General features: G+C 69.9%; 17 protein-coding genes and 1 pseudogene. 16 read left to right on the forward strand and 2 right to left on the reverse strand.

The features are described 5' to 3' along the window. Positions 1-169: 169 nt before the first annotated feature. The 15 genes from E4191_RS13680 (at position 170) to urtE (ending at position 13589) form a co-directional block, all read left to right on the forward strand. Positions 170-1273, forward strand: a complete 1104-nt coding sequence (locus E4191_RS13680) for an AI-2E family transporter (RefSeq protein ID WP_135313892.1) — start codon at positions 170-172, stop codon at positions 1271-1273. 127 nt (positions 1274-1400) lie between these two features. Further along, positions 1401-2165 carry a GNAT family N-acetyltransferase gene (locus tag E4191_RS13685; protein WP_135313893.1) on the forward strand — a complete coding sequence of 255 codons (765 nt, stop codon included), beginning with the start codon at positions 1401-1403 and terminating at the stop codon, positions 2163-2165. A gap of 136 nt (positions 2166-2301) precedes the next feature. Continuing rightward, positions 2302-3117 carry an urease accessory protein UreD gene (locus E4191_RS13690; protein WP_135314482.1) on the forward strand — a complete coding sequence of 272 codons (816 nt, stop codon included), beginning with the start codon at positions 2302-2304 and terminating at the stop codon, positions 3115-3117. Between the two features lies 1 nt (position 3118). Beyond that, a complete protein-coding gene (locus E4191_RS13695; RefSeq protein WP_135313894.1) occupies positions 3119-3433 on the forward strand; it encodes an urease subunit gamma in 315 nt (104 codons plus the stop codon). Continuing rightward, positions 3430-3606 carry a hypothetical protein gene (locus E4191_RS23810; RefSeq protein WP_169308762.1) on the forward strand — a complete coding sequence of 59 codons (177 nt, stop codon included), beginning with the start codon at positions 3430-3432 and terminating at the stop codon, positions 3604-3606. Before E4191_RS13695 ends, E4191_RS23810 begins: the two co-directional genes overlap by 4 nt. Further along, a complete protein-coding gene (locus E4191_RS13700) occupies positions 3603-3908 on the forward strand; it encodes an urease subunit beta (protein WP_135313895.1) in 306 nt (101 codons plus the stop codon). The genes E4191_RS23810 and E4191_RS13700 overlap by 4 nt, the downstream gene beginning before the upstream one ends. Continuing rightward, on the forward strand, positions 3905-5590 hold the full coding sequence (gene ureC, locus E4191_RS13705; RefSeq protein ID WP_135313896.1) for an urease subunit alpha: 1686 nt from the start codon (positions 3905-3907) through the stop codon (positions 5588-5590). Before E4191_RS13700 ends, ureC begins: the two co-directional genes overlap by 4 nt. A 13-nt stretch (positions 5591-5603) precedes the next feature. Further along, positions 5604-6197 carry an urease accessory protein UreE gene (locus E4191_RS13710; RefSeq protein WP_135313897.1) on the forward strand — a complete coding sequence of 198 codons (594 nt, stop codon included), beginning with the start codon at positions 5604-5606 and terminating at the stop codon, positions 6195-6197. Then, positions 6184-6870: an urease accessory protein UreF gene (locus tag E4191_RS13715; RefSeq protein WP_135313898.1), complete on the forward strand. Its 687-nt coding sequence runs from the start codon at positions 6184-6186 to the stop codon at positions 6868-6870. The genes E4191_RS13710 and E4191_RS13715 overlap by 14 nt, the downstream gene beginning before the upstream one ends. Continuing rightward, positions 6867-7505, forward strand: coding sequence for an urease accessory protein UreG (ureG, locus tag E4191_RS13720; RefSeq protein WP_135313899.1), 639 nt, complete (start codon positions 6867-6869; stop codon positions 7503-7505). Before E4191_RS13715 ends, ureG begins: the two co-directional genes overlap by 4 nt. A 193-nt stretch (positions 7506-7698) precedes the next feature. After that, complete coding sequence (urtA, locus tag E4191_RS13725) at positions 7699-8982, forward strand: urea ABC transporter substrate-binding protein (RefSeq protein WP_135314483.1); 1284 nt, start codon at positions 7699-7701, stop codon at positions 8980-8982. Between the two features lie 104 nt (positions 8983-9086). Further along, complete coding sequence (gene urtB, locus E4191_RS13730) at positions 9087-10964, forward strand: urea ABC transporter permease subunit UrtB (protein ID WP_135314484.1); 1878 nt, start codon at positions 9087-9089, stop codon at positions 10962-10964. 3 nt (positions 10965-10967) lie between these two features. After that, a complete protein-coding gene (gene urtC / locus E4191_RS13735; protein WP_135313900.1) occupies positions 10968-12143 on the forward strand; it encodes an urea ABC transporter permease subunit UrtC in 1176 nt (391 codons plus the stop codon). After that, positions 12140-12880 carry an urea ABC transporter ATP-binding protein UrtD gene (urtD, locus tag E4191_RS13740; protein ID WP_135313901.1) on the forward strand — a complete coding sequence of 247 codons (741 nt, stop codon included), beginning with the start codon at positions 12140-12142 and terminating at the stop codon, positions 12878-12880. Before urtC ends, urtD begins: the two co-directional genes overlap by 4 nt. Before the next feature lies 1 nt (position 12881). Then, positions 12882-13589: an urea ABC transporter ATP-binding subunit UrtE gene (gene urtE, locus E4191_RS13745; RefSeq protein WP_135313902.1), complete on the forward strand. Its 708-nt coding sequence runs from the start codon at positions 12882-12884 to the stop codon at positions 13587-13589. 128 nt (positions 13590-13717) lie between these two features. Here the strand turns inward: urtE and E4191_RS13750 are convergent, their stop codons facing one another. Together E4191_RS13750 and E4191_RS13755 are read right to left on the reverse strand one after the other, a co-directional pair. Beyond that, on the reverse strand, positions 13718-14167 hold the full coding sequence (locus E4191_RS13750) for a DNA polymerase III subunit chi (RefSeq protein ID WP_135313903.1): 450 nt from the start codon (positions 14165-14167) through the stop codon (positions 13718-13720). Positions 14168-14339: 172 nt separating this feature from the next. Further along, complete coding sequence (locus E4191_RS13755; protein WP_135313904.1) at positions 14340-15917, reverse strand: leucyl aminopeptidase; 1578 nt, start codon at positions 15915-15917, stop codon at positions 14340-14342. A gap of 112 nt (positions 15918-16029) precedes the next feature. Here E4191_RS13755 and lptF point away from each other — a divergent pair. After that, positions 16030-17097 (forward strand): annotated as a pseudogene (lptF, locus tag E4191_RS13760) (LPS export ABC transporter permease LptF); the annotation flags it as partial. Positions 17098-17171: the final 74 nt, after the last annotated feature.

Here is a 17171-nt window from a genome sequence, read left to right on the forward strand (position 1 = left end):
CCGCCGTATCGGGAAATCCGCGTCCGGTTAGCAGGCTTGCCCGCCTGCGGCAAGCGCACAGGCCCCCAAGCGCGCACTGGCCGCAAGCGCACTTGCCCCTAGCGCACCGGCCCAGGGAACCGCAGCCCCCGCGCCCGGCTTGTCAGGGGGATCACGACACGGAGAGCCCATGACCGACCTGCGCGCCGCCCCCCCGCCGCCCGCCGCAGCCGCACCGGCGGGTCCGCTGCCGCGCAGCCTGTCCCTGGGCATGGTGGTCTCGATCGCGCTGATCGCGCTGCTGCTGGCGGCGGCGTGGTTCTGGTCGAACCTGCTGCTGATCTCGTTCGCCGCCATCCTCATTGCCATCGCGCTGCGGGCCGGGGCGCGGGGGCTGCAGCGGCTGGTCGGGCTGAACCTCAAGCTGGGGGTTCTGGTGGTCCTGCTGGCGGTCGCCGCCACGGTCGCGCTGCTGATCCGGCTGGCGGGCCCCGCCGTGTCGGACCAGTTCGGCCAGCTGATCTCGGCCCTGCCCGAATCCTGGGGCGCGGTCGAGGGCTGGTTCGCCTCGCTGCCCTTCGGAGAGATGCTGATCGAGCGCGTCCAGGAGGGCGAGACGGCGGGCATGGAGGACAATGCCGCGCAGCTGGCGGGGCGGCTGCCCGACATCTTCGGGCTGGTCATGGGCGGGATCAGCTCGGTCTTCGGCGGGCTCACGTCGATGTTCCTGCTGCTGATCCTGTCGATCTACATCGCGATGGAGGCGGACCTCTATCGCGGCGGCCTGATCCGGCTGGTGCCCCTGCCCCGCCGGGGCCGCGCCGCGCAGATCCTGGACGAGCTGGGCACGCAGCTGGCGCTGTGGATGGGCGGGCAGGCGCTGGACATGCTGATCGTGGCGATCCTGGCCGGGATCGGGCTGTGGGTGCTGGACGTGCCGCTGGCGCTGATCCTGGCGGTCATCGCGGGGCTGACCAATGTCGTGCCGATCATCGGCCCCTTCCTGTCGGGCGCCATCGCGGTCGTGGTCGCGGCGCCCCAGGGGCTGCAGACCGCCTTCTACGTGGCGATCCTGTTCACCGTCATCCAGGTCTTCGAGGGCGAGGTGCTGATGCCCCTGATCCAGAAATACGCGGTCCAGCTGCCGCCCGCGCTGACCATCCTGGCCATCGTCGCGATGGGCGCGCTGTTCGGCCCGGCCTCGGTCATCCTGGCCACGCCGCTGCTGATCGTGGTGATCCACCTGACCCGGCGCATCTATGTCGAGGACGTGCTGGGCGACCGGCTGGACTGAACCAAGTGCCCCCGCTGCCCGTCGCTGCGGCAGACCGGCGAATTAAGCGGGGCCGATCCTCATGGGCGGTCGTGCTTTCGACACATGTTGGGTCTATGATGGCGCGACACCGACCAAGGGGCGCGTGATGCAACCGCTGAGCAAGGGCCGCTACCGCGCCCGACTGGCCGCAACGCCCGACGACCTGCGCGCCTCTCAACGGCTGCGCTGGCTGGCCTTCGTCGCGCGCACCGGACAGGCGGATGACGGACAGGCGCTGGACGCCGACGCCTTGGACGACGACTGCCACCACATGCTGATCGAGGAGGCCGCGACCGGCGCGCTGGTCTGCAGCTATCGCTTCCTGCCGCTGGCCGACGGCTCGCAGATCGCACGCAGCTATTCGGCGCAGTTCTACGATCTGGAGGCGCTCGGCCGGTTCGACGGGCCGATGGTCGAGATGGGGCGCTTCTGCCTGCATCCCGACTGCCGCGATCCGCAGGTGATCCGCGTCGCATGGGCCGCCCTGACCCGTTTCGTCGAGGAAACCGGGGTCGAGATGCTGTTCGGCTGCTCCAGCTTCATCGGCTGCGAGCCCGAGACCCATGCCGAGGCCTTCGCCATGCTGAAGGAACGCCACCTGGCCCCGCGCCGCTGGTGGCCCCGCGTCAAGGCGCCCAAGGTCTTTCGCTTCGCCCGCGCGCTGCGGCTGCGCCAGCCCGACCCCAAGCAGGCCATGGCGATGATGCCGCCGCTGCTGCGCAGCTATCTGGCGATGGGGGGCTGGGTCAGCGATCACGCGGTGGTCGATCCGGTGCTGAAGACCATGCATGTCTTCACCGGGGTCGAGATCCGCGCCATCCCCCCCGCCCGCCGCCGCCTGCTGAACGCGATGCTGGACCAGCCGGCCTGACACCCGGACAGGACGCGCTGCAATCGCAGGCAGGTTGCCCATATCGGCGGCAACAGGGCATCAGATGCCCGCCCCGGCGGCAGGAAATCGCCCCGTGGCGGTTGACCCGCCCCCGGCCCCGGCGCCCCTTGCCTGCATGTTCGACAGTTCCGCCCCCTCGATCCGCATGCAGCGCAGCCACGGCAGGGCCGAGGTGGCCTTCGGCCCGCGCGGGCTGATCGATCTGGCGCAGCAGGGCTCGGCCAAGGCGATGCTGCCGCGCATGACGGCGGGCCTTCCCGAGATCGTGTTCCTCAACACCTCGGGCGGCCTGACCTCCGACGACCGTCTGGCCTTCGGGGTCGATCTGCGCGCGGGCACGCGGGCGCTGGCCACCACGCAGACGGCGGAACGCGCCTATCGCGCCACCGGCGGCCCGGCCCGGGCCCGCGTCACCCTGACCGTGGGCGCGGGCGGCTGGCTGGACTGGCTGCCGCAGGAGACGATCCTTTACGACGGCGCGCGGCTGGACCGTCGCACCTCGGTCGAGCTGGCCGCGGATGCAGGCTGCCTGCTGCTGGAGATGCTGGTGCTGGGCCGCCTGGCCATGGGCGAGCGTCCCGCCACCCTGCATCTGCGCGACCGCCGCATCGTGCGCCGCGCGGGCCGGATCGTTCATCACGATGCACTCGCGCTGGACGACGCCACACTGCCGCGCCTGGCGGATCCAGGGCTGCTGGACGGCGCGCGCGCGCTGGCGACCCTTGTGCTGATCGCGCCCGATGCGTCCGACCGCCTGTCCACGGCCCGCGCCGCCCTGACCGAGCCCGGCGTCCGGGGGGCGGCCAGCGCGCCGCCCGGGCGGCTGGTGATCCGCCTTCTGGCGGCCGACAACTGGCCGCTGCGGCGGCAGATCAACCGGCTGCTGACCGTCCTTCGCCCCGATCCCCTTCCCCGCATCTGGCAGGTCTGAGATGAACCTTACCCCCCGCGAACGCGAGAAGCTGATGGTCTCGGTCGCCGCCATGGTGGCGCGCGGCCGCCTGTCGCGCGGCGTCAAGCTGAACCATCCCGAGGCGATCGCCCTGATCACCGATTTCGTGGTCGAGGGCGCGCGCGACGGGCGCAGCGTCGCCGACCTGATGCAGGCCGGCGCCCATGTGATCACCGCGGGCCAGTGCATGCCCGGCATCCCCGCCATGATCGAATCGGTCCAGGTCGAGGCCACCTTTCCCGACGGCACCAAGCTGGTCACCGTCCATCATCCCATCCGTGAGGCCGCAGAATGACCCGCCTGATCCTTGCCGCAGTGCTTTTCCCGTCCCTGGCCCTCGCCCATCCCGGCCACCATGACAGCGTGTCCTGGACGCATCTGCTGGTCCATGGCGACCACCTGGCGACGATCGCGATGATCGCGGCTCTGGGCGTGGCGGCCTGGGCCATCCTGCGGAACCGCCCATGATCCCCGGAGAGGTCTTTCCCGCCCCCGGCGACATCATCCTGAACGAGGGGCGCCCGACCGTGACCCTGATGATCGCCAATACCGGCGACCGGCCCATCCAGGTCGGCAGCCACTATCATTTCGCCGAGACCAACCCGGCGCTGGACTTCGACCGGGCGCAGGCGCGCGGCATGCGGCTGGCGATCCCCGCAGGCACCGCCGTGCGGTTCGAGCCCGGCCAGTCGCGCGAGGTCACCTTGGTCGGCTATGCGGGCGACCGGATCGTGCAGGGCTTTCGCGGCCAGATCATGGGGGCGCTATGACCAGCCTGTCCCGCGCCGATTACGCGGCGCTCTACGGTCCGACCACCGGCGACCGCATCCGCCTGGCCGATACCGAGATCATCATCGAGGTCGAGCGCGACCTGACCATCCCGGGCGAAGAGGTCAAGTTCGGCGGCGGCAAGGTCGTGCGCGACGGCATGGGCCAGTCCCAGGTCACCCGCGACGGCGGCGCCATGGACACGGTCATCACCGGCGTCGTGGTCTTCGACCACCAGGGCATCGTCAAGGCCGATGTCGGCATCAAGGACGGGCTGATCTCGGGCATCGGCAAGGCGGGCAACCCCGACACCCAGCCCGGCGTGACCCTGATCATCGGCCCCGCGACCGAGATCATCGCCGGAGAGGGCCGCATCCTGACCCCCGGCGGCTTCGACTGCCACATCCACTTCATCTGCCCCCAGCAGATCGACCACGCCCTGCATTCGGGCGTGACGACGATCCTGGGCGGCGGCACCGGACCCGCGCATGGCACGCTGGCCACCACCTGCACGCCCGGCCCCTGGCACATCGCCCGGATGCTGGAGGCCTGCGCCGACCTGCCGGTGAACGTCGGCATCGCCGCCAAGGGCAATGCAAGCCTGCCCGCGCCCCTGATCGAGCAGATCCGCGCGGGCGCCTGCGCGATGAAGCTGCACGAGGATTGGGGCACCACCCCCGCCGCCATCGACAACTGCCTGACCGTCGCCGACCAGTTCGACGTGCAGGTGATGATCCACACCGACACGCTGAACGAATCGGGCTTCGTCGAGGACACGATGGCCGCCATCGCCGGCCGCACCATCCACGCCTATCACACCGAGGGCGCGGGCGGCGGCCATGCCCCCGACATCATCCGCATGGTGGGCATGGGCAACGTGCTGCCCTCGTCCACCAACCCGACCCGGCCCTATACGGCCAACACGGTCGAGGAGCATCTGGACATGCTGATGGTGTGCCACCATCTGGACCGCCGCGTACCCGAGGACGTGTCCTTCGCCGAATCCCGCATCCGCCGCGAGACGATCGCGGCCGAGGACATCCTGCACGATCTGGGCGCGTTCTCGGTGATCTCGTCGGACAGCCAGGCGATGGGCCGGATCGGCGAGGTGATCATCCGCACCTGGCAGACCGCCCACAAGATGCGCCAGCAGCGCGGCCGCCTGCCCGAGGAGGTGGGTGACAACGACAACCTCCGCGCCCGCCGCTACATCGCTAAATACACGATCAACCCGGCCATCGCCCAAGGGCTTGGCGCACATATCGGGTCGATCACGCCGGGCAAGCGCGCCGACCTGGTGCTGTGGTCGCCCGCCTTCTTCGCCGCCAAGCCCGAGATGGTGCTGGTGGGGGGCCTCATCAGCGTGGCACAGATGGGCGATCCGAACGGCTCGATCCCGGTGCAGCCGATGTTCTCGCGCCCCATGTGGGGGCACACCCGCCGCGCCTCGGCCCTGTTCCTGTCCAAGGCGGGGCTGGAGGCGGGGGCCGCCGGCCAGCTGTCCAAGACCCTGATCGCGGTGGAGCACACCCGCGACATCGGCAAGCGCGACATGATCCTGAACGACGCGATGCCCGTGATCGAGGTCGATCCCGAAACCTACGAGGTCCGCGCCGACGGACAATTGTTAACCTGCGAGCCCGCGACGGAACTGCCGCTGGCACAGCGCTATTTCCTCTTCTGAGGGAGGACACATCATGACCGCAATCGCCCATGCCATCATCCGCAACGCGCCCGCGCCCTTCGACGGCGAGATCGCGCTGGATTACGAGGGCCGCCTCTTGCGCCGAAAACGCCTGTCCTTCGAGGGGGGCGACTTCATGGTCGACCTGCCCGAGGTGACCAGCCTTGACGACGGCGACGCGTTCGAGCTGTCGGACGGCCGCCAGATCGTGGTGCGCGCCGCCCCCGAACCGGTGATCGTCATCCGGGGCAACCTGCCGCGCCTGGCCTGGCATATCGGCAACCGCCACACCCCCTGCCGGATCGAGGCCGACCGCCTGATCATCCGCCAGGATCACGTGCTGGAGGCGATGCTGAAGAAGCTGGGGGCCGAGGTCGTCCGCAAGGACATCCCCTTCCGCCCCGAAGGCGGCGCCTATGGCCATGGCCGCACCTTCGGCCATGATCACGGCCCCGCCGAGGGCCATCCCCATGGCGCGGGAGAACAGGTCCACAGCCATGCCAGCGCGCACAGCCATGCCGGCCAAGGGCAGTCCTCCAGCCACAGTCACAGCCATAGCAGCAGCCACAGCCATGGGCACGATCACGCGGCCCATGATCACGCCTGACACGGCCCGATCTGACACAGCGATACCCGACACGGCCCGATACGACGCCTCCCGCCTGCGCCTGTGGCAGATGCTGTCGCCCGCCTTTCCGGTGGGCGGCTTCGCTTGGTCTCAGGGGCTGGAGGAGGCGATGGACCGCGGCGTGGTCACCCGCGCCACGCTGCCGCACTGGCTGGCCGACTGGCTGGACCATGGCGCGGGCTGGACGGATGCGGTGCTGGTCTCGCTGGCGCTGCGGCGTGGCGCCGACCTAAGTGCGCTGGACGATCTGGCCCGCGCTGCCTGCCTGACCAGCCAGCGCCTGCTGGAAACGGTCGAGCAAGGCACGGCCTTCGCCGCCAACGTGACCGCGCTGACCGGCACGCCGCATGCCCCCGCCGCCCTGCCCGTGGCCTTCGGGCGGGCCTGCGCGCCCTTGGACCTGCCCGCCCCCGAGATCATCGCCGCCTTCCTGCAGGCGCAGGCCGCGGGCCTGATCAGCGCCGCCGTCCGCTTCCTGCCGCTCGGCCCCGTCGAGGGGCAGCGGATGCTGGCCGACCTGCAGCCGGGGGTCCTGACCCGCGCCGCCCTTGCGGCCCGCGCGACCGAGGACGATCTTGCCAGCGCCGCATGGGGGGCCGAGATAGCCGCCATGCGTCACGAAACCATGACCACAAGGATCTTCCGCTCATGAGCCTCAGTGCCTCCCCCCATCACGGACCCCTGCGCGTCGGCATCGGCGGTCCCGTCGGCGCGGGCAAAACCACGCTGACCGAACAGATCGCCCGCGCGCTGGCCCCGCGCCTGTCCATGGCGGTGATCACCAACGACATCTACACCCGCGAGGATGCCGAGGCGCTGATGCGCGTGCAGGTCCTGCCCGCCGAGCGCATCCGCGGCGTCGAGACCGGCGGCTGCCCCCACACGGCGATCCGCGAGGATGCCAGCATCAACCTGGCCGCCATCGCCGATCTGAACGCCGCCTTCCCGGATCTGGAGCTGATCCTGATCGAATCGGGCGGCGACAATCTGGCCGCGACCTTCAGCCCGGAACTGGCCGATCTGACGATCTATGTGATCGACACGGCGGCGGGGCAGGACATTCCAAGGAAGCGCGGCCCCGGGCTGGCGCGGTCCGACCTGCTGGTGGTCAACAAGACCGACCTGGCCCCGCATGTCGGCGTCGATCCGGTGCTGCTGGAAAAGGATGCACATGAGGCGCGCGGCACGCGGCCCGTGGTCATGGCGCAGCTGCGCCACGGTCACGGCGTGGCCCGGATCGTCGATTTCCTGATCGAACAGGGCGGGCTGGCGCCGCGCCCGGCCTAGGACTGCCCAACCGGCGGGCATCTGCCCCCGCATCTGCCCAAGCCCGCGCCAGCCTTGGTGCGGGCCGCCCCGGACCTGCCCTATTCCTGTCCAACTGCCCGATTTTGCGCTCTTTCTGCATCTGCAAGGGCCGGGGCCCTTCCAGAACGACGACAGGGACACCGGCCCATGCGCCGGGGGGAAAAGGGGTATGATGACCAAGCTGACCAGGATCATGTTGATGACCAGCGCGCTGACGCTGGCCCACACCGCCCATGCGCAGGAAGGCGAGCCGATCAAGATCGGCGTGCTGCACTCGCTGTCGGGCACGATGGCGATTTCGGAAACCACGCTGAAGGATACGGTCCTGATGCTGGTCGAGCAGCAGAACGCCAAGGGCGGCGTGCTGGGCCGCCCGCTGGAAGCCGTGGTGGTCGATCCCGCCTCGGACTGGCCGCTCTTCGCCGAAAAGGCGCGCGAGCTGCTGACCGTGTCCGAGGTGGACGCGATCTTCGGCTGCTGGACCTCGGTCAGCCGCAAATCCGTCCTGCCGGTCATCGAGGAGCTGAACGGCCTCCTGTTCTATCCGGTGCAGTACGAGGGCGAGGAATCGTCCAAGAACGTCATCTATACCGGCGCCGCGCCGAACCAGCAGGCGATCCCCGCCGTCGACTACATGCGCGACGAGCTGGGCGTGGAAAGCTGGGCGCTGCTGGGCACCGACTATGTCTATCCGCGCACCACGAACAACATCCTGGACGCCTATCTGAAGGATAACGGCACCGCGCCCGAGGACATCTTCGTCAACTACACCCCCTTCGGCCATTCGGACTGGTCGCGGATCGTGGCCGATGTCGTGGCGCTTGGCGCGGGCGGCAAGAAGGTCGGCGTCGTGTCGACCATCAACGGCGACGCCAATGTGGGCTTCTACAAGGAGCTGGCGGCGGCGGGCGTCTCGGCGGACGACATCCCGGTCATGGCCTTCTCGGTCGGCGAGGAAGAACTGTCGGGTCTGGATACCGCCGATCTGGTCGGCCATCTGGCCGCGTGGAATTACTTCCAGACCGCCGAATCCGACGTGAACACCGCCTTCATTGAGGAATGGAAGGCCTTCACCGGCGACGAGAACCGCGTGACCAACGACCCGATGGAGGCGACGGTGATCGGCTTCAATGCCTGGGTCGCGGCAGTCGAGGCGGCGGGCACCACCGATGTGGATCCGGTGCTGGACGCGATCGTGGGCGTCGAGGTGCCGAACCTGACCGGCGGCACCGCCACCGTCCTGCCCAACCACCACATCACCAAGCCCGTCCTGATCGGCGAGATCCGCGATGACGGCCAGTTCGACATCGTCAGCCAGACCGAGCCCGTCCCGGGCGACGCCTGGACTGACTTCCTGCCCGAATCGGCGGTGCTGGAGGCGGACTGGCCCGGTCAGTCCTGCGGGATGTTCAACACCGAGACCGAGACCTGCGTGCAGGTCCAGTCGAACTACTGATCCCATGGCCCGGGCGGCCCGTGCCGCCCGGGTCCCTCTTGCCGAAGGAATCCCCCCTCGTGACCCGCCTCGGACGTGTTCTGCCGCTGCTTGCGGCCCTGTTGATGCCGATCTGTGCCCAGGCCAATCCGGCGCTGGAGGCGGTGATCGCCGACAATCTCGAAGGGCTGGAACGTCCCTCGCGCCTGACCGTCGAGCCCCTGGTCGCCCAGATCGCCGGCACCGGCCCCGAGGGGCTGGCGCTGCTGCAGGCCTGGTCGGAACGCCAGCTGGGCCTGACCGAGGACGGGCGCGCGGTCATCATCGGTGACGACGACACGGCCACCGACGCGGTGACCGGCCAGCCGGTCCCGGAGGCCGATCCGCAGATGCTGCGCCCCAATTCGGGCGTGCGCGGCGTCATCGAATCAGCCTTGGTGGCGGGCGCGCTGAACGATCCCGACCCGGCGCGACGCCGGGCGGCGCTGGAGTCGCTGGCGCGCGGCGGCACGTTCGAGCAGCTGACCGCGCTGCGCGGCGCGCTGGACGACCTCGATCCGGCACTGGCCGCCCGCAAGGCCCGGCTGGAGCGGCTGCTGACCATCCAGGTGGGCGAGAACAGCGAGGCCCGCGTCACGGCCATCGAGGATCTGGCCGGCGATGTCAGCTTGGATTTCCGCGCTGCACTGAACCCGCTGCTGGTCACCCGCCGGGTGGTCGCGACCGAGGAACCGCAGGGCAACGTGGCCCGCGAGATCGCCATCGACAGCGACGAGCTGCCGCGCGAGGCCGCCATCGCCCTGCTGGTCTCCGAGGGCGTGCTGGAACCGCGCCTGACCTCGGCCGAACAGCGCGCCGCGCTGGCCGCGAACCTGTCCGACGGCACGGTGGGCGGCGTTCCCGTGGCCGATCTGTCCGATCCCGATGCCCGCGACCGTGCCTACGAGGCGCTGGAGGATGCCGGCACCGTCCCCCCCGCCGCGACCGAGGCCGAGGTGCAGGCCGCCCTGGATGCCCATCGCGTCTACGAGCTTTATGCCGAGCCCGACCCCGCCGTCACCGAGGCCGCCCGGGCCGCCCAGATCCGCGCGCAGGTGCGGCTTGGCGCGATGCAGGGGATCGATCTGGGGCTGGACGCGCTGTCGCTGGCCTCGATCTATTTCCTGGCCGCCATCGGGCTGGCCGTGACCTTCGGCGTCATGCGGGTCATCAACATGGCCCATGGCGAATTCATCATGATGGGCGCCTATACCGGCTATACCGTTCAGACGCTGGTGTCGGACCGGACCCTGTCGCTGGTGGCGGCGCTGCCCCTGGCCTTCGCGGTGACCTTCGGCGCGGGGGTGGTTCTCTACCGGCTGGTGATCCGCCATCTGGCCCATCGCCCGCTGGAGACGCTGCTGGCGACCTTCGGCGTGTCCATCGCGCTGCAGCAGCTGGCCAAGAACATCTTCGGCACGCAGGCCCGCCCGCTGACCGCCCCCGCTTGGCTGGAGGGGTCGATCACCATCAACGACGTCATCTCGATCAGCTCGATCCGGGTGGCGATCTTCGTGCTGGCGCTGCTGTTTCTGGCGCTGTTCCTGTTCATCATGAAGCGCACCAGGCTGGGGCTGGAGGTCCGCGCCGTCACCCAGAACCCCGGCATGGCAGCCAGCATGGGCATCAACCCCGACCGCATCGCCATGATGACCTTCGGCCTCGGCTCGGGTATCGCGGGCATCGCGGGGGTGGCCATCGGGCTGTTCGCGCAGGTCACGTCCGAGATCGGCCAGCAATACATCGTGCAGAGCTTCATGACGGTCGTCGTGGGCGGCGTCGGCAACATCTGGGGCACGCTGGCGGGGGCCACGCTGATCGGCGGGCTGTCCAAGGTCATCGAAAGCTTTAACCCCGGCAATACGCTGGCGGCGCAGACCTTCATGATCCTCTTCATCATCATCTTCATCCAGTTCCGGCCCCGCGGGATCATCCCGCAAAAGGGCCGCGCGGCAGAGGCGTAACCCATGACGCGGACCCCCTTCATCCTGCGCACCCCCTCGACCCTGATCGTGCTGGCGGTGCTGGCGGTCTTCACCCTTGCGGTGACGCTGCTCAGCGCGGCTTATGGGACGGGGGCCATCCCGACCTCGATGGTCAAGACGCTTGGCATGACGCTGTGCCTGGCACTGGCGGCGGTGGCGATGGATCTGGTCTGGGGCTATCTGGGCATCCTGTCGCTTGGTCAGATGGCGTTCTTCGCGCTTGGCGGCTACATGATCGGGCAATGGCTGATGTATGCCCGGACCGAGGGCATCGTCGCGGCGTCCCTGTCCGGCAACCCCATCCCCTTCACCCCGCAGGAGCTGCGCGACGGCGTCACCAACCAGATCTTCGGCGTGGTGGGCAGTGCCGAGCTGCCGATGGTCTGGGGCTTTGCGCATTCCCTGACGCTGCAGCTGATCCTGGTGGTCGCGGTGCCGGGGCTGCTGGCGCTGGTCTTCGGCTGGCTGGCCTTCCGCAGCCGCGTCAACGGCGTCTATCTGTCGATCCTGACGCAGGCGATGACGCTGGCGCTGGCCTTGTGGCTCTTTCAGAACGACAGCGGCTTTCGCGGCAACAACGGGTTGTCGGGGCTGCAGAACCTGCCGGGGCTGGACCATGTGGGCCAGGCGCGGCTGTCGGTGTGGTTCCTCTGGGCCTCGGCCTTGGCGTTGGGGCTGTTCTATGTGCTGGCTGCCTGGCTGGTTTCGGGCAAGTTCGGCAGCGTGACCCGCGCCATCCGCGACGACGAGACGCGGGTGCGGTTCCTGGGCTATCCGGTCGAGGGGTTCAAGCTGGTCGTCTTCACCCTGGCCGCGATGATCACCGCCATCGCAGGCGCGCTGTACTACCCGCAGGCCGGGATCATCAACCCGGCCGAGATGATGCCCATTGCCTCGATCTATCTGGCGGTCTGGGTGGCGATCGGCGGGCGGGGGCGGCTGTATGGCGCCGTCATCGGGGCCTTCGTCGTGTCGCTGCTGTCCACGTGGTTCACGGGCGGGCGGGCGCCCTCGATCAACCTGCCGGGCTATGTGGTGAACTGGGTGGACTGGTGGCAGGTGGCCCTGGGGCTGTCCTTCGTGCTGGTCACGCTGTATGCGCCCAAGGGCATCGCCGGGGTCTTCGATCTGATCGGGCGCAAGGAGGATCGGGCATGAGCGCGCTGCTGGAGGTCAACGGGATCTCGAAATCCTTCGACGGGTTCAAGGCCATCAACAACCTGTCCTTTTCCATCAACGCCGTCGAGCTGCGCGCGGTCATCGGCCCCAACGGCGCCGGCAAGACCACCTTCATGGACATCGTCACCGGCAAGACCCGCCCCGACGAGGGCGAGGTCCGCTTTGGCGAGACCGGCAAGTCGCTTCTGAAGATGAACGAGGCGCAGATCGCCCGAGAGGGCGTCGGCCGCAAGTTCCAGCGCCCCACGGTCTTCGAGGACCAGTCGGTGGCCGACAACCTGACCATGGCGCTGAAGGCGGATCGCAGCCCGTTTTCCGTGCTGGGCTGGCGGCCTTCGGGCGGCTCGATGGCGCGCGTGGCCGAACTGGCCGCCGAGGTGGGGCTGTCGGACGCCGTGGATCGCCGCGCCGGAGAGCTGAGCCACGGGCAGAAGCAGTGGCTGGAGATCGGCATGCTGCTGGCGCAGGAGCCGCGCCTGCTGCTGGTCGACGAGCCGGCGGCGGGCATGACGCTGGCGGAACGCGAGCAGACGGCCTCGCTGCTGTGCCGTCTGGCAGAGACGCGGGCGGTGGTCGTGGTGGAGCATGACATGGATTTCGTGCGCCGCCTGAACTGCAAGGTCACGGTGCTGCATCAGGGGTCCGTGCTGGCCGAGGGGTCGCTGGACCATGTGACCCGCAATCCCGACGTCATCGACGTCTATCTGGGGCGATAGGATGCTGGAAGCGACGAACCTGACCCTGCATTACGGCGGCAGCCAGATCCTGCACGGCATCGACATCACCGCCCGCCCCGGCGAGGTCACCTGCGTGATGGGCAACAACGGGGTGGGCAAGACCTCGCTGATGAACCTGCTGGCGGGGCGGCATCCCCGCTCGGGCGGCGAGATCCGGTATGACGGGCAGGTGCTGGGGCGGCTGGCGGCGCAGAGGATGGCGCGGATGGGCGTGGGCTATGTCCCGCAGGGCCGGGCGATCTTTCCGATGCTGACCGTGCGCGAGAACATGGAGACGGGCTTTGCCTGCCTGCCCCGCGCCGAGCGGCGCATTCCGGATGATATCTTCGACAGCTTTCCGGTGCTGGCCGAGATGGCGCATCGGCGCGGGGGCGATCTGTCGGGCGGCCAGCAGCAGCAGCTGGCCATCGCCCGGGCGCTGATCACCAAGCCGCGCGTGCTGCTGCTGGACGAGCCGACCGAGGGGATCCAGCCCAACATCATCGCACAGATCGGGCGGGTGATCGCCGCGCTGCGCGACCGGGGCGACATGGCAATCGTGCTGGTCGAGCAGTTCTTCGACTTTGCCTGGGAGCTGGGCGACCGGTTCCTGGTCATGGAGCGGGGGCGCGCGGTCATGCAGGGCGCCAAGGCCGATCTGAGGCGCGAGGATCTGCATGCGCGGCTGGCGGGGCATGCGGAGGTCTGAGACCTCGGGCGTCGGATGTGGCCGCGGGTGGGGGAAAAGGGGGGCTGCCTGCCCCCCTCTTGGCCTGCGGCCAATTCACCCCCCGGGGATATTTTCGTGAAGAAGAATGGGGGGTTGGGAGCGGGCGGTCAGCGTTTGCGTTCCCAACGGCCCGAATCCTCGGACCAGTATTCGGCCTCGATGCCCGCGCCGGTCAGGGCACGCCATTGGGTGCGGGCCTGGTCGGTGGCGGTGGGATCGCCGCCGTCGAAGAGGATGCAGGTCCGGTCGAGGGCCGTGGCCTCGGGCGCCGTGATCTGCACCCCGTCGAGCGCCATGAGGCAGGCGGGGCTGTTGGCGGGGGGCTGGCCGGGCAGGGTCAGCAGGACCGGCTGGCGGGCGTCATGCGGGCCGCCGGCGATGCCGTGGGGCAGGAAACCCTCGGCCAGCCAGAGCTGGCGGTCGAGATGGTCGAGGCGCTGCTCGTCGGGGGCGCGCAGCTCGACCCGCCATCCGGCGGCCAGCGCCTTGGTCAGCAGGACCGGCAGCAGCGCCTCGGCGGGCGAGCGGGTCAGGTGGTAGAAGAGCGCCTTGCCCATCAGGCGCCCCCGCGCAACGGGCGCGCAACGGCAGCGCGCGCTGCGGGGGGGCGGCTGATGGGTGCGGGGGTCGGAGCGGCCAGCAATCGCTGGAGATCCCCCCTCACCGGGCGTGCACCGGGCAGGCACAGCCCGTGCACAGGGCGTGCACAGGCTGCGGGCGTTGCGCGGGTCACTGCGTCTCGAACCCGTCGCGCACCAGGCGGTCCAGCGTCATCACGCCCCAGCCCGTCGCGCCGCGCGGCGCCAAGTCGTTGGCCGAGGGCGGCAGGGTGACGCCCGCGATGTCGATATGCGCCCAGGGCTGGCCCTCGGTCACGAAGCGCGCCAGGAACTGCGCCGCGGTGATCGAGCCCGCCGCGCGGCCGCCCGAGTTCTTCATGTCGGCCAGGCGCGACTTGATCAGGCCGTCATAGGAGGGACCCAAGGGCAGGCGCCACGCCCCCTCGCCCTCGGCCTTGGCGGCGGCCAGGATCTGGTCGGCCAGCGCGTCGTCGTTGCTGAACACCCCGGCATTGTCATGGCCGAGCGCGATGATGACCGCGCCGGTCAGGGTGGCCAGGTTGATCATCGCGCGCGGCTTGAAGCGGTCTTGGGTGTACCAGAGCACGTCGGCCAGCACGAGGCGGCCCTCGGCGTCGGTGTTCACGACCTCGATCGTGTCGCCCTTCATCGATTTCAGGATGTCGCCGGGGCGATAGGCGCGGCCGTCGGGCATGTTCTCGACCAGGCCCACCAGGCCCACGACATTGGCCTTGGCGCGGCGCAGCGCCAGGGTGCGCATGACGCCCGAGACGACGCCCGCGCCGCCCATGTCCATGGTCATCTCCTCCATCCCCGCGCCGGGCTTGATCGAGATGCCGCCGGTGTCGAAGACGACGCCCTTGCCGACCAGCGCGAGGGGCGCCTCGTCCCCGCCGCCGTTCCAGCGCATCACCACGACCTTGGAGGGGCTTTCGCTGCCCTGGCCCACGGCCAGCAGGGCGCGCATGCCCAGTTTCGCCAGCTCGTCCTCGTCCAGCACCTCGACCTCGAGGCCCAGCTCGCGCATCGCCAGCAGGCGGTCGGCGAAGTCGCTGGTGGTCAGGACGTTGGCGGGCTCGTTCACCAGATCGCGGGTGAAGAACACGCCCTCGGCCACGGCGGCGGCGGATTGCGCGGCCTTGGCCAGCACCTCGGGCTCCTTGACCATCATGGTCACGCGGGCCTTGTCCGAGACGGGGGCGGCGGGCGTCTCCAGCCGGTCGTCGCCCTGCGCGTCGCCCAGCACGGCATGGGGGGCCTGGCCTTCGGATTCCGGCAGCGGCGCGCTGCCCGAGGCGGGCGTGTCGGTGGCGGGCTTGGTCTGGTAGACCGAGAAGTCGTAGCCGCGCAGCGCGAGGCCGAGCGCGACCTCTCCGGCCAGCTTGTGGCCGCCGGCGAAGACCAGCGTGTGGCTGCGGCCCAGCTTCGCGCCGAGGCCCGCGCCGGCGCGGCGTGCCTCGGCCTGGGTCGAGGCGTTGGGCAGGAAGATCAGGACCAGCGCCTCGGCGGCCATGCCCGAGGGGAAGGCCAGCTCCATCGACTGGCCGGGCTTGAGCGCCTGCCCGGCCTTCGAGGCCAGCGCGCGCTTGGCCGCGTCCTGGGCGGCGCGGGGCAGCTTGCCCGGCAGCTTGTCGTGGCCGGTCAGGATCAGGGCCACGCGGCCGGGATGGTCCGCCAGCTGATCGGGGGCGACCTCGGTGAAATTGATTTCGACAGGATGGGTCATGGAAACGGTCCTCACGTCTGGTTGCGCCCGACCCTAGACCCCTGCCCGGCCCTTTTCCAGAGCCGCCCTTGCCGCTAAGCAGGACCGAGTGTCACGCGCAAGAAGGCCGCCCATGCCCCGGATCGACCGCTACATCCTTGGTCAGCTGCTGACGCTGTTCGGGTTCTTCGCGCTGGTGCTGGTGTCTGTCTATTGGATCAACCGGGCGGTGGGGCTGTTCGACGACCTGCTGAACGACGGCCAGACCGCGCTGGTGGTGCTGGAGTTCACGGCGCTGACGCTGCCCCTGGTGATCTCGGTGGTGCTGCCGGTCGCGGCCTTCGCGGCCACCGCCTATGGCACCAACCGCCTGTCGGGCGAATCCGAGCTGGTGGCGATGCAGGCCGCCGGTCTGGGCCCGTGGCGGCTGGCGCGGCCGGTGCTGATCTTCGGCGTCTTCGTGGGGGTGATGGTGGCGGTGCTGGTCCATGGGCTGGTGCCCCTGGCCCGTGCCCGGCTGGCCGACCGGTCCGCCGAGATCGCCGAGAACGTGACCGCGCAGTTCCTGCGCCCCGGGGCCTTCCAGTATCCGGCGGCGGGCGTCACGCTGTTCATCCGCGACATCGCGGGCGACGGGCGGCTTTTGGACCTGTTCATCGAGGACGGGCGCGATCCGGCGGCGCAGGTCACCTATACCGCGCAGGAGGCGCTGGTGGTGCGCGCCGAGACCGGCCCGGTCCTGGTCCTGCTGGAGGGGATGGTCCAGAACATGCGCGCGGGCGCCGACGGGCCGGACCTGTCGGTGACGCGATTCGCGGAGTTCAGCTATGACATCGGCGCGATGTTCGCGGGCGGCGGGCAGCGGGGCCGCGATCTGCGCGATTACGGCACGCTGCGGCTGCTGTCGCCCGATGCCGCGCTGCTGGAGGCGACGGGGGCCACGCCGGGCGACGCGCGGCGCGAGGCGCATGAGCGGATCGCCCAGCCCCTGCTGTCGCCGGTGGCCGCGATGATCGGCTTTGCCGCGCTGATGATCGGCGGGTTTTCCCGCTTCGGCGTCTGGCGGCAGGTGGGCTGGGCGATCGGGGCGCTGATCTCGGTCCAGTTCCTGTCGAATGCCGCGGCCGAGCGGGTCGGGCGCGAGGTGGACCTGTGGCCGCTGCTGTACCTGCCCGCGCTGGTGGGCGCGGTGCTGTGCGCGGGGCTGTTGTGGCTGGCCGCCCGGCCCCGGGGACCGAAGGCCCGGGACGCCGGGGCGGGGGGGCCGCCGCATGA

Origin of the sequence: Paracoccus liaowanqingii (genome assembly GCF_004683865.2) — a bacterium.
GTDB classification, from domain to species: Bacteria; Pseudomonadota; Alphaproteobacteria; order Rhodobacterales; family Rhodobacteraceae; genus Paracoccus; species Paracoccus liaowanqingii.